Origin of the sequence: Nocardia sp. NPDC059240 (genome assembly GCF_042753865.1) — a bacterium.
GTDB lineage: Bacteria > Actinomycetota > Actinomycetes > Mycobacteriales > Mycobacteriaceae > Nocardia.
The window spans coordinates 220,278-232,449 of the sequence record NZ_JBHZAC010000014.1; the positions used below are offsets into that span (position 1 = coordinate 220,278).

10 protein-coding genes are annotated in these 12,172 nt (G+C 68.0%); 3 read left to right on the forward strand and 7 right to left on the reverse strand.

Annotated features, from left to right (window positions below):
* Window positions 1-29: 29 nt before the first annotated feature.
* Both ACFXHA_RS38725 and ACFXHA_RS38730 read right to left on the reverse strand, forming a co-directional pair.
* Window positions 30-2,426, reverse strand: coding sequence for a beta-glucosidase (locus ACFXHA_RS38725; RefSeq protein WP_379365233.1), 2,397 nt, complete (start codon window positions 2,424-2,426; stop codon window positions 30-32).
* Entirely contained in the window at window positions 2,423-3,265 is an 843-nt protein-coding gene (locus ACFXHA_RS38730) for an alpha/beta fold hydrolase (protein WP_379365235.1), read from the reverse strand. Before ACFXHA_RS38730 ends, ACFXHA_RS38725 begins: the two co-directional genes overlap by 4 nt.
* A gap of 150 nt (window positions 3,266-3,415) precedes the next feature.
* Here ACFXHA_RS38730 and ACFXHA_RS38735 point away from each other — a divergent pair, with 150 nt between their 5' ends.
* The 3 genes from ACFXHA_RS38735 (at window position 3,416) to ACFXHA_RS38745 (ending at window position 6,813) form a co-directional block, all read left to right on the forward strand.
* Window positions 3,416-4,015, forward strand: coding sequence for a TetR/AcrR family transcriptional regulator (locus ACFXHA_RS38735; protein ID WP_379365237.1), 600 nt, complete (start codon window positions 3,416-3,418; stop codon window positions 4,013-4,015).
* Window positions 4,016-4,089: 74 nt separating this feature from the next.
* Complete coding sequence (locus ACFXHA_RS38740; RefSeq protein ID WP_379365239.1) at window positions 4,090-6,093, forward strand: protein kinase; 2,004 nt, start codon at window positions 4,090-4,092, stop codon at window positions 6,091-6,093.
* A 69-nt stretch (window positions 6,094-6,162) separates the two neighbouring features.
* The gene (locus ACFXHA_RS38745; protein ID WP_379365241.1) at window positions 6,163-6,813 is read left to right on the forward strand and encodes a pyridoxamine 5'-phosphate oxidase family protein; all 651 of its coding nucleotides are present in this window, start codon (window positions 6,163-6,165) and stop codon (window positions 6,811-6,813) included.
* Window positions 6,814-6,877: 64 nt separating this feature from the next.
* Here ACFXHA_RS38745 and ACFXHA_RS38750 read toward each other — a convergent pair whose 3' ends face one another.
* The 5 genes from ACFXHA_RS38750 to ACFXHA_RS38770 form a co-directional block, all read right to left on the reverse strand.
* A complete protein-coding gene (locus tag ACFXHA_RS38750) occupies window positions 6,878-7,273 on the reverse strand; it encodes an NUDIX domain-containing protein (protein ID WP_379365243.1) in 396 nt (131 codons plus the stop codon).
* Window positions 7,274-7,319: 46 nt separating this feature from the next.
* Complete coding sequence (locus ACFXHA_RS38755) at window positions 7,320-7,952, reverse strand: hypothetical protein (protein WP_379365244.1); 633 nt, start codon at window positions 7,950-7,952, stop codon at window positions 7,320-7,322.
* 86 nt (window positions 7,953-8,038) lie between these two features.
* Entirely contained in the window at window positions 8,039-9,991 is a 1,953-nt protein-coding gene (locus ACFXHA_RS38760; protein WP_379365246.1) for an acetoacetate--CoA ligase, read from the reverse strand.
* Window positions 9,988-10,752: a 3-hydroxybutyrate dehydrogenase gene (locus ACFXHA_RS38765; RefSeq protein ID WP_379365248.1), complete on the reverse strand. Its 765-nt coding sequence runs from the start codon at window positions 10,750-10,752 to the stop codon at window positions 9,988-9,990. Before ACFXHA_RS38765 ends, ACFXHA_RS38760 begins: the two co-directional genes overlap by 4 nt.
* Window positions 10,749-12,143 carry an MFS transporter gene (locus ACFXHA_RS38770; RefSeq protein ID WP_379365250.1) on the reverse strand — a complete coding sequence of 465 codons (1,395 nt, stop codon included), beginning with the start codon at window positions 12,141-12,143 and terminating at the stop codon, window positions 10,749-10,751. Before ACFXHA_RS38770 ends, ACFXHA_RS38765 begins: the two co-directional genes overlap by 4 nt.
* Window positions 12,144-12,172 lie beyond the last annotated feature (29 nt).

Consider the following 12,172-nt stretch of genomic DNA (forward strand, 5'->3'; position numbering starts at 1 on the left):
CGGCCGGAATCCGTTGTCGTCGAGGCGAATCAGCCGATCTCGGCCGAGAGCGGGAGAGCGAGCACCGAGGTGCCGACGTGCAGGGTGAAGGAACCGGGCTCGATGGTCCAGCCCTTCTCGGTCCAGTGCTGGAAGGACCGCTTGGGCAGTTCGATGGTGGCGGTGACGGATTCACCCGCGCCCGCCTCGACCACCGCGAAGCCCGACAGCCACCGCACCGGGCGATCGACCGCGCTGCGCTCGCGCGACAGGTACGCCTGAACCACCTGACGTCCGGGCCGGTCACCGGTATTGGTGACGGTGAGGGTGGCGGTGCGCCCCGACACTTCGAGGCCGCTCAGTTCCCAGCTGGTGTAACCGAGGCCGTGACCGAACGGATAGGCGGGGGCCACACCGGATTTCAGCCAGGCCCGGTAGCCGATGTGGATGCCTTCGGAGTACGGCAGCGCGTTGTCCGGACCGGGCTTGGTATCCAGCACCGGCACGTCGGCCATGGTCTTGGGCCACGTGGTGGGCAGGCGGCCGCCGGGCTCGGCGGCGCCGGTGAGCACGTCGGCCAGGGCGGTACCGAATTCCTGCCCGGGGAACCAGGTGAGCAGCACGGCCGCGACATCGTCGCGCCACGGCATCTCCACGGGGGAACCGGAATTCACCACCACGATGGTGCGCGGGTTGACCGCGGCGACGGCGGCGACGAGCTCATCCTGACGGCCGGGCAGGGCCAGGTCGCGACGGTCGAAGCCCTCGGATTCGATCTGCTCGGTGGTGCCGACCACGACGATCGCCACGTCGGAGGTGCGCGCCAATTCGACTGCGGCGGCGAACTCCTCGTCGTCGGCGCGGCGCGGGCGGCCGACGGCGTAGGTGATGCCCATGGCGGGGAAACCGCCGCCGGGCACCAGGCGCACCAGTACATCGATCTCCTGCCCCTCGGCGAGGGTGCGGGTGACGAAGCGCTGCGGCGGATTCAGCAGCATCTCGACCGGGTCGGCGCCCGCAGGCAGGACGGTCTCCTCGAGCACCTGCTCACCGTCGAGCGCCACGCTCAGGGTGCCGACTCCGGCGCAGCCGATGCGCCACTCGCCTGCCATATCGGCGCGCAGGCGTCCGCGTAGTTCGATGGCCGTGGCCTGCATGGCATTCGGGTTGCCGAACAGCATGAGGGTGCCCGCACTGCGATGCTCGGTGTCCAGGACGGTGTCCCCGTCGAGGTAGCGCAGCGACAGTCCCGGGGTGCCGGTCTCGGGGTCGGTGACCAGGTCCAGCGGGACCGGAATCATGTTCTCGCTCAGGTGCACACCGGGCGTGTAGACCACCGGCAGCACCTCCGAGAGCCCCTGCAGCGGTGAGGTGGTGTGCGCGGGGATAACCGTCGCGCTGCCGCCGCCCATGAAACGCGGTTCGGCGGCGGCGGATCCGAGCAGCGCGACCCGGCCGGGCGCGCGCAGCGGCAGGGTGCCGTCGTTGCTCGCCAGCACCATGGCCTTGGCGGCGGCCGCGCGCACCACCCGGGCGGCGGCCTCGTCGCTGAAGGTGGGAACCGGCTGCGGCGTCCCGTTCAGTGCGCCCACCCGTTCGGCGAATCGCAGGATGCGCCGGACCTTTTCGTCGATGGCGGCCTCGGGCACCTCGCCCTTGCGCACGGCTGCTTCCAGTGGCGCGCCCCATGCTTCCCACGGTCCGGGCATGGCCAGGTCGTTGCCCTTGGCCGCACCGGCGGTGGAGCGCACAGCGGTCCAGTCCGAGACCACCACGCCGTCGAATCCCCACTCCCCCTTCAAGGGTTCGTCGAGCAGGTCGTTCTCGGTCATGGTGACGCCGTTGACCGAGTTGTAGGCGGCCATGATCATCCACGCGCCCGCCTCGACGGAACGTTCGAACGGGTACAGGTACAGCTCGCGCAGCGTGCGCTCGTCGGCGATCACGTCGGCGGTGAAGCGTTCGGTCTCGGAGTCGTTGGCCACGTAGTGCTTCGGGCACGCGCTCACCCCGTGCGCCTGTACCGAGCGCACGTACGCCTCGGCGATTTCAGCGGTGAGCAGCGGATCCTCGGAGAAGCATTCGAAATGCCGTCCACCGAGCGGGGATCGGTGCACGTTGATGGTCGGTCCCAGGACCGCGTAGACGTCCTTGCGCCGCGCTTCGGCCGCGATCAACGCGCCGATCTCGGTGAGCAGGTCCCGATCCCAGGTGGCGGCCAGCGCGGTGCCCGAGGGCAGGCTCACCGAGGGATCGCGCTCGTCCCAGTTCTCACCGCGGACGCCGGAAGGGCCGTCGGAGACCGGCATTTCGGCCAGACCGATGCCGGGCTCACCCGCGAAACGGAAGAAGTTCGCGCCCGAGATCAGGCGGATCTTGGCGGGCAGGTCGAGCTTGGCGAGGAGGTCGTCCGCGAGCGGTGCGAGCACATCGTCACTGTCGGTCATGCCTGTTCCTTCCAGAAGTTCACCAGATCGGCGCACACCTGTGCGGGGACATCCTCATTAGGCACGTGGCCGGAGCCACGGTAGACGGCGGTCTTCGCGCCGAGTTCCCGCGCGAAGTTCTCGTGCACCGCCGGTGCCCACAGGTCATTGGTGTCGCCGTAGGCGACCAGCAGCGGGACACCCGAATCCCGCAATGCGGAAGGGTCTTTCAGCGGTGGCTCGGTCATGCAGGTGAGAATTCCGATGATGTTGGCCTTCTTGGTCGCCATGATCCGCCGGTGCAGGAACTCCAGGCGCTCGGCTGTGGGCTGCTGGTCGGCCATGGTCATGGCCGCGTTCAACTGCTGCCAGATGATCTCCTGCCCACCGGCTTCCACGGCCTGGGCGACCAGCGCCGGCGGCGGGAAGTTGATCTCCTCCACCGAGGACGGGCCCGACGCGAGCAGGGTGAAGCTGCGGAAACGCGCCGGGCGCTCGACGACCGCGACCCGGGAGACATAGCCGCCGAAGGAATGCCCGACCAGGTGCAGCGGCGCGTCCGGGGACACCTGATCCACCACACCCTGCAGGTCACCGACGAAATCGGCCATGGTGTAGCCGGAGACCTCGTCCGGCCCCTCGGACTCCCACTGGCCGCGCTGGTCGTAGGCGTAGGTGCGATATCCGGCGGCGGCCAGCATCGGGACCAGGTCGGTGAAGTCTTCCTTCGAACCGGTGAAGCCCGGGACCAGCAGTGCGGTACCGCGCGTTTCGACGTCCGCGGGCGGCTGCGCCACCCAGGCTGCCAGTTTTCCGGCCGCGCCCTGCAGCGTGATCGGCGTGATCGGGGCCTGACTCATCGGCATTCCCTTTCCTCGTACTGCCCTGTACGGCTGGCACGAGTGTGCCAGTGGAATTCCAGTTTACCGAGTGGTTAGTAGGTACTGTTATCTATACGTTATCTCGAATAGATTTTGCCTGGTCGGGCCGTTTCACTAGTGTCCCATTGCATGACGCCCCACCCCCGACGCCGCCGACGGGGCGAAGACCGCCGCGAGCAGATCATCGACGAAGCGCTGAAAGCCTTCGCCGACAACGGCTATCACAACACCTCCGTCGCCGAGATCGCCGAACGCTGCGGGCTCTCGCAGCCGGGTCTGCTGCACTACTTCCCCAACAAGCCCGCGCTGCTGTCCGCGGTCCTCGACTATCGCGACCGGCTCGACTACGACCGCCTCGGCTTCGACCAGCAGTTGCACGGCAAGGACGCGCTGCTGCGGCTGGCCCAGCTCGTCGACCACAATATGCACGTCCCCGGCCTGGTCCGGCTGTTCACCGTGCTCACCAGTGAAGCCGTCACCGCCGACCATCCCGCCCACGACTGGGCGCTGCGCCGCTACCGCGACCTCGAGACGTACCTGTCCGGCGCGCTACGCGCAGGCATCGACGACGGCAGCATTCGCGCCGAGATCGATCCGGCGGTCGTGGCCCGCCAGGTGTTCGCCATGATGGACGGCCTGCAACTGCAATGGCTCGTCGACCCGGACACCGTGGACATGTCGGCCCTGTTCCGCGCCTACATCGACGAACTCATCAGCTATATCTCCTGAAACCGGGCCGGATTCGCCGGTGTCGTTTCGCCCCCGGCCTCCGCCGCGATATTCATTCGACGGGGGAGGTGACAGTGGGCATCGTGCTCAAGCCGGGCGAGTATTTCGCCGGGTACCAGATTCTGCGGAAGCTCGGGGCCGGTGGGATGGGTGCGGTGTACCAGGCCCGCGACCGCGACCTGCCGCGTTTCGTCGCGCTCAAGCTGCTGACCATGCCCGACGGCGGCGAGGTCGACCATCGCATCCGCTTCCGGCGCGAAGCCGATACCGTTGCGCGACTGTCGCATCCGAATATCGTCACCGTCTACGCGCGCGGCGAGGACGACGACCGGTTGTGGATCTCCATGACCTTCGTCGACGGCAGCGACGTCGCGCGGGCACTGCGGGACGGGGCGATCCATCCCGCGCGGGCCGTCCGCATCATCACCGAGACCGCCGCCGCCCTCGACCACGCGCACGAAACCGGGATCCTGCACCGCGACGTCAAACCCGCCAATATCCTGCTCACCGACGGACGGCGAGAACGCGCCCTGCTCACCGACTTCGGCATCGCCAAGGCCATCGACGAGAGCCGCGAACTGACCCGGCGCGGGGAGATCCTGGCCAGTTTCCAATACTCCGCGCCCGAGCGACTGACCCAACCCGGCGACGTCGATCCGCGCGCCGACGTGTATTCGCTGGGCTGCACGCTGTTTCACATGCTGACCGGGGAACCGCCGTATCCGGGGCAGAGCGTCAGCCGCATCATCTACGCGCACGCCTACGACCCGGTGCCGCTGCCATCACATCGAAACCCGGCCCTGCCACGAGGATTCGACGAGGTCATCGCGCGCGCCATGGCCAAACAGCCGGCGCAGCGCTACGACACATGCGCGCAGCTGGCGTGGAATGCGGCGCAAGTCCTGCAGCAGCCGACCATGCCAAACCCCGGTCCGATGCCCCGCACCACCGATCGGATGGGTGCGCCCGGCACCACCCGCACGTCGCCGCCGCGTCCGAATGTGCAGGCGCACACCACCGGTCCGCCCTTCATCACCGGACCACCCATCGCCGCCAGACCACCCATCGCCGCCGGGCAGCCCATCGTCGCCGGGCGGCCCGTCACCTCCGGGCCGCACGCCACCGCCGGGCCGGTCATCGCCGGGTCACCGCAGACTGCCGAACCGCGCGGCATCACCGGACCGCCGCCGATCACCGGACCGCATGGGCAGCGTGGCATTCCGCCCCGCACCCTCGTCGCCCCGACCGGACCGCCTCCCACGCTGATCGCGTCGCCCGAAACCCTGCCGGAGACCGAGCCACCCGACGGGCCCCGCGACCACGACCCGAGCCGCGAAATCGACAGTGGCCCTGCCGGATCCGGCAGGCGCGGCATCGCCGTCCGCCTCATCCTCGGGCTGGTGCTGGGTACCGTGCTGGCCCTGGTCGCCTATCTCGTCGTCCGGCTCGGCGACAGCCATCCGCCGCTGTCCACGCTCACCACCACGACCCCGGTGCCGATCACCACGACCACCGTGCCCGTCACCACCACCGAGCAGCCGACACCGACCACCACGACCGAACAGCCTCCGTCCAAGACGACCACGGTGGTCGTACCGCCTAAGACCGTCGCGGTGCCCGCCGAGATCGGCAACTCGATCACCTACGCCAAGTCCGAACTCGAGAAGGCCGGATTCGTCGTGCAGGAGGCCCAGCGCGAGGACAAGAGCACGAAAGGCACAGTGCTGGCGCTGGATCCGGCCGCCGGAACCTCCCGCGCGGTCGGGTCCACCGTCACCGTCTACGTCTCCACGGGCACCACCACGACGACCGTCACCATGCCGAACCTGGCCGGCAAGGCGTATGCGGACGTGGCCGCGATCCTGCAAGGTCTCGGCTGGAAGGGCACGCTCAAGCAGACCACCGTGAAGGTCACCGACTCCACCAAGGTCGGAAAGGTCATCGATCAGGATCCGGCCGCGGGCAACGCGATTGCGACGGATGCGCCGATCACCCTCGGTGTCGGAGCCCTTGGACCCTCGACCCCGGCCGTCACGTCCCCGGTCACTCCGACCACCACACCCGCGCCGTACAACTGACCCCGGCGGATCGCCGGTCCGACGTTTCGCGATGCGGTCGAGCAGCATTCGGCTCCTAGAGTGACGATCATGTCGCCTACCGCGCGCACCACCGCTCAGCGATACCCCGAGCGTGTCACCTACGACCGGGACGACGCTTACGCGATCCTGGACGAGGCGCTGGTCGCGCACGTCGGGTTCACGACCCCGGACGGGCCGGTCGTGGTCCCGGTTCTGCATGTGCGCGAAGGGGATCGGCTGCTGCTGCACGGGTCGATCCACGGGCGGTTCATCCAGACCGTGACCACGGGCGTGCCGATCTGCGTCACCGTGACCCAGGTCGATGGGCTCATTCTCGGCCGTGCGGCCTCACACCATTCGGCGGCGTATCGCAGTGTGATGATCTTCGGAACCGCCACGGCCGTGGAAGATCCGCAGGAGCGGGCGGATGCGCTCGGCCGCATCGTGGAGGGCATCATCCCCGGGCGACTGTCGGGACCGCATGCGGCGCGTCGCCCGAATGTCGAGGAGGCGGGCTACACCGCGGTCCTGTGGCTGCCCATCGAAGAGTTCTCGATCAAGACCCGCGCGGGTTTCGCCCGCGACGAATCCAAGGACGACGCGGTCGAAGCCTGGGCCGGACACATCCCCCTGGAGCTGACCGCGGGCACGCCGGTCCCCGACGCGATCACCGGCACCCGCTTCCCCGCCCCCGACATCGCCACTCTGCGCCCCCTCTGACCCTTCGCGAGAATGCACTGGCGCACACGCCTTCTCGGCGTTTACCTACACCAGCGCATTCTCGTCAGGCTCCGATGACGGCTTCGCGGAAGTGGGCGGCGAGGTCGAGGGATTTCGCCTGGTCGGGAGTGACCCAGGCGTGGTCGTCGTGCTCGTGGGGGTTGAGGGTGACGGGGCGGGGGTCGTGCTCGGTCACTTCGTATACCCGCGCGTGAATGCGCAGGGGGCGGCCGGCGACGTCCATCCAGGAGTGCGCTGACCGCTCGGCGAGCACCTCCACCGACAGACCGGTCTCCTCCCCTACCTCGCGGACCGCCGCGGCCTCCGGTCGCTCGCCCGATTCGACGCCACCGCCGGGCAATTCCCATCGTCCGGCCAGGAACACACCGGCGGCGCGCCGGATTACCAGGACCGATCCGGCGCGTTCGATTCGGCAGTACACCAAGTGTTTTTCCTCCACCCGACGATCATGGCACGCGCGGTTCAGGGTTCGAGAGCCCGAACGGTCAGTCCCAGACGCCGCTGTCGACTTCCCAGATGCCCTTGTCGCCCTTGGTCGCGGGCTGGATGAGATGCAGCGTCACCTTGCTGCCGTCCTGGTTGGTGACGAAGACGACCATCGGTGCGCCGGTACTGGTCTGGACATTGGTCCACCCGAATCGGCCTTGTACGAACGCCTTCGCGACCATCACGGTGTCCAGCCGCCACGGCTGGTGGCCGCCGTCGACCGCCTGCTGTTCCGTCTGGGCCTGCGCATCGGTGAGGCCCTCACCGGTGAAGGTGGTACCGGCCGGCGGATTCGTCTGGGGCGTGGACGGGTTCGGTGTGGATGGGGTGCTCGGCGACGTGGGCACGGTCGAGAACGGCGGAGGTACTACGGGCGGGGTGGGGAGCTGCGGAGTCGGCATCACGATCGACGGTTCCGGACCACCGGTTCCCGTCGGTGCCGGTGCGGCCGTGGACGAGGCGGAGGTCGGCGTCACGACCGTGGTGGTCGGCGGCGTAGTGGTCGGGCCCGGTGAGGACGACGTGGAACAACCGCTCAACACGGCGACACCGGTGGCGAGGACCGAGAGCGCGACGGTGAGCCGCCGCGAGCTCGGGACACGCGGCGACGAATCGGACTTGGTGGTACGCATGGGAATCCTCCTTGGGCAGGAACCGATACCCCGACGGCGATGCGGAATAGATCGCAATCCTCATGTCGTACCACCTCGGCCGGTCGTTAACCGCCGAAACGTTCGAGATACCAGGCCAGCAGGGCGGGATCGTCGACGGCGGTCGGATCGATGACGCGCGCCGGATCCGCGCCCTGGAGCAGACGTTTCAGCGGGACCTCGAGCTTCTTTCCGGTGCGGGTGTGGGGAATGCCCGGGGCGGCGATGATGTCGTCGGGGACGTGGCGGGGCGACAGTTCGGTGCGGATCGCCGCGATGACCTTCCCTTTCAGCTCATCGGTCAGGGTCAGGCCGGGCGTGAGGACGACGAACAGCGGCATCCAATACCCGGCATCGGGTTGTTCGATGCCCAGGACCAGGGATTCGGCGATCTCGGGGAGCGCCTCGACCGTCTGGTAGATATCGGCGCTGCCCATGCGGATGCCATTGCGGTTGAGGGTGGAGTCGGAGCGGCCGTGAATGGTGATGCCGCCGTGGGGCATTTGGGTGATCCAATCGCCGTGCCGCCACACGCCGGGATACATGTCGAAGTAGGCGTCGCGGTAGCGGCTGCCGTCGGGATCGTTCCAGAACGCCACCGGCATGGACGGCATGGGTTTGGTGATCACCAGCTCACCCACCGCGTCACGGACGGGGCGGCCCGAGTCGTCCCACGCCTCCAGTGCCACACCGAGATACGGGGCCGAGAGCTCGCCGGGGCGCACGGGCACGGTGCGGACCCCACCCATGAACGCCGACACCACATCGGTGCCGCCGCTGATCGAGGAGACTGGGATGTCACCGACGTTGTCGCGCAACCAGATCGACGAACTCGCCGGGAACGCCGAACCGGTGATGCCGATCTGACGCAGTGCGCTCAGGTCGTGTTCGAGAGCGGGCCGGGAGCCCGCCTTCTCACAGGCGAGCACATAGCCGGGGCTGGTACCCAGGACCGTGGTACCGGTACGGGAGGCCAAGTCCCACAGTGCATCCGGAGATTTATGGGTGGGACTGCCGTCGTAGCAGACGATGGTCGCGCCCGCCAGCAGGCCGGAGACCTGGAAGTTCCACATCATCCAGCTCGGGCTGGTGTACCAGAAGAAGATGTCGTCGGGACCGATATCCGCCTGCAGGGCAATCGCTTTCAAATGCTCGAGCAGCACGCCGCCGTGCCCGTGCACGATACCCTTGGGCTTGCCGGTGGTGCCGGACGAATAGAGCACCCACAGCGGGTGCTCGAAATCGACCGGATCCGAAGTGAGCGGCTCGCCGTTGTCAGCGGTGACCGTGTCCCAATCCAGGACGTCCGGCAAGCTGCCGCCCAGCCGCGAAACCAGTACGGTCGCCCGCAGCGAAGGCAAACCGGCTCGGAGCGTCTCGATCTCACCGAGCTTGTCGTGCGCCTTGCCGCCGTATCGATAACCGTCGGCGGTGATCAGCACGGCGGGCTCCAACTGACCGAGGCGATCGAGCGCCGCCGAGGCCGTGTAGTCCTGTCCGCACGCACTCCAGACGGCACCGATGCTCGCGGCGGCCAGGAAGCCGATGACGGCTTCGGGGATATTGGGCAGGTAGCCCGCGACCCGATCGCCGGGACCGACGCCGAGGTCCCGCAGCGTGCGGGCCAGACCCGCTGTGCGGGACAGCAACTCCGCCCAGGAGAGCTCCCGTTGCGGTGTGTCCTCGCTCAGCGCGAGAATGGCGGGCCGGTCGGTGCGGGCCTGCCGGATCACCTGGTCGACATAGTTCACCCGGGTGCCGGGAAACCATCGCACGCCCGGCATATCGGATCCGGCAAGCACTTCGACCGGTGCGGCACCGAGGTCGAAGTACTCCCACACCATCCACCAGAACCCGGCGATATCGTCGACCGACCACTGCCACAGCGCGGTGTAGTCGTCGGCGCGAATCCCGTAGCGCCGCTCCACGAATCGCGCGAAGTCGGTGATCCGCGCCGCCGCGATATCGGCCTCGCCCGGCACCCACTGCGGCGCGTTCGCCGCCTCGGCGATATCGATCATCGGGCGCTCCATCCGCCGTCCATGGTGTACGAGGCCCCGGTCACCATCCGGGCGGCGTCGGAGGCCAGCCAGCCCACCAGCGAGGCGACCTCGTCCGGCTCGACGAGCCGTTTGATCGCGTTGTCGGTCAACATGATTCGCTCCACCACCTCCTGCTCGGGAATCCCGTGCGCGAAGGCCTGATCGGCGATCTGCTTGTCCACCAGCGGAGTACGCACATAGCCGGGGTTGACGCAGTTGCTGGTCACCCCGTACGGCCCGCCCTCGAGGGCCGTCACCTTGGACAGCCCCTCGAGCGCGTGCTTGGCCGTCACGTACGCGACCTTGAAAGCCGAGGCCCGAAGTCCGTGCACCGACGAGAGATTGATGATGCGACCGAACCCCTGCGTGTACATGTGCGGCAGGGCGGCCCGGGTGAGCAGGAACGGTGCCTCCACCATGAGTGCCAGCATGGTGCGGAACCGTTCGGGCGGGAATTCGGTGATCGGGCTGACGGTTTGCACCCCGGCATTGTTGACCAGGATGTCGGTGCCGAGGGTCAGGTCCTCGAGCGCCACGACATCGGACAGATCCACCTGCCAGGTGTGGCCACCGAATTCGGCGGCCACCTTCTCCGCGCCCTCGCCGTCGATATCGGCGACGGTCACCTCCGCGCCGCGGGCGGCGAGCTCGCGGGCGCAGGCCGCCCCGATCCCGCTCGCGCCGCCGGTCACCAACGCCGTCCGCCCGGACAGTTCGCCGAGCAGGGGTCCCTGAGTCATGCCACCTTCACCTTCGCATCCGTCACCGTCGAATCAGCCTGTGCAGCAGCAGTTTCCGCGTCCGCCCGATCGATCGCCTCCAACTCCACACCCTTGGTCTCGCGGAGGAACAACACCGCCACCGCGGTCACCGCGGCCGCACCCGCCAGATACCAGGCGATCGGCACCGAGGACTTGTAGTCCTGCAGCAGCCGCACCGCGATGATCGGAGCCAGCGAGCCGGCCACCAGCGAGGTCACCTGATAGCCCAGGGACACACCGGAATACCGCATGCGGGTGGGGAACATCTCGGCCATGATCGCGGGCTGCGCGGAGTACATCATGCCGTGGAAGATCAGGCCGATCACGATGGCGGACAGGATGATCGCGTTGTTCTTGGTATCCATCATCGGGAAGGCGAAGAAGCCCCACGTGCCCGCCAGGATCGCACCCACCAGGTAGACGGGCCTGCGGCCGAATCGATCCGAGACCCGGCCGACCTGCGGAATGATCAGGAAGTGCACGGCGTGCGCGACCAGCAGCCACCACAGGATCACCTTGGTGTTCGCTCCCACATGCACCTTGAGATACGTGATCGAGAACGTGACCACCAGGTAGTACATGATGTTCTCGCCGAAGCGCAGCCCCATCGCGGTGAACACGCCGCGCGGATACCGCTTGAGCACCTCCAGCGCGCTGATCGAAGCCGCCTTCTCCTGCTCCGCAAGCTGTTGCGCGGCAAGGAAAATCGGCGCATCGGTAATCTTGGTGCGGACGTAGTAGCCGATCAGCACCACCACCGCCGACAGCCAGAAGGCCACCCGCCAGCCCCACGACAGGAACGCCGCGTCCGACAGCGTCGAGGTCAGCGCCAGCAGCACGACCGTGGCGAGCATATTGCCCAGCGGCACCGCCGCCTGCGGCCACGACGCCCAGAACGCGCGACTCTTGCTCGGACTGTGTTCCGCCACCAGCAGCACCGCGCCGCCCCACTCGCCGCCGATGGCGAAACCCTGCACGAAGCGCAGCACCACCAACAGCACCGGGGCCAGATAGCCGACCTGACCGAAGGTGGGCAGGCAGCCCATCAGGAAGGTAGCCGCGCCGACCAGCACCAGGCTCAACTGCAGCAGCTTCTTACGACCGTGCTTGTCGCCGTAATGCCCGAAGACGATGCCGCCCAACGGTCTTGCCGCGAAGCCGACCGCATAGGTGATGAACGCCGCGAGAATGCCGTCAAGGTCATTGCCACCCTGGGCGAAGAACACCTTGCTGAACACCAACGTGGCCGCGGTGCCGTAAAGAAAGAATTCATACCATTCGACCACCGTGCCGGCCATGGACGCGGCAACCACGCGCCGCAATCCAGCCAGCCCGCCGCCCGCTCCCGGCGCGGTATCCCGGACGCTCATCGAGTAACTCCTTCACGCTCAGGCCGCCC

Excerpts from the sequence above, each read along its gene's own strand:
- ACFXHA_RS38770 (WP_379365250.1), bottom strand. The coding sequence starts at position 12,143 with ATGAGCGTCCGGGATACCGCGCCGGGAGCGGGCGGCGGGCTGGCTGGA.
- ACFXHA_RS38760 (WP_379365246.1), bottom strand. The coding sequence starts at position 9,991 with ATGATCGATATCGCCGAGGCGGCGAACGCGCCGCAGTGGGTGCCGGGC.
- ACFXHA_RS38765 (WP_379365248.1), bottom strand. The coding sequence starts at position 10,752 with ATGACTCAGGGACCCCTGCTCGGCGAACTGTCCGGGCGGACGGCGTTG.
- ACFXHA_RS38745 (WP_379365241.1), top strand. The coding sequence starts at position 6,163 with ATGTCGCCTACCGCGCGCACCACCGCTCAGCGATACCCCGAGCGTGTC.
- ACFXHA_RS38735 (WP_379365237.1), top strand. The coding sequence starts at position 3,416 with ATGACGCCCCACCCCCGACGCCGCCGACGGGGCGAAGACCGCCGCGAG.
- ACFXHA_RS38725 (WP_379365233.1), bottom strand. The coding sequence starts at position 2,426 with ATGACCGACAGTGACGATGTGCTCGCACCGCTCGCGGACGACCTCCTC.
- ACFXHA_RS38730 (WP_379365235.1), bottom strand. The coding sequence starts at position 3,265 with ATGAGTCAGGCCCCGATCACGCCGATCACGCTGCAGGGCGCGGCCGGA.
- ACFXHA_RS38755 (WP_379365244.1), bottom strand. The coding sequence starts at position 7,952 with ATGCGTACCACCAAGTCCGATTCGTCGCCGCGTGTCCCGAGCTCGCGG.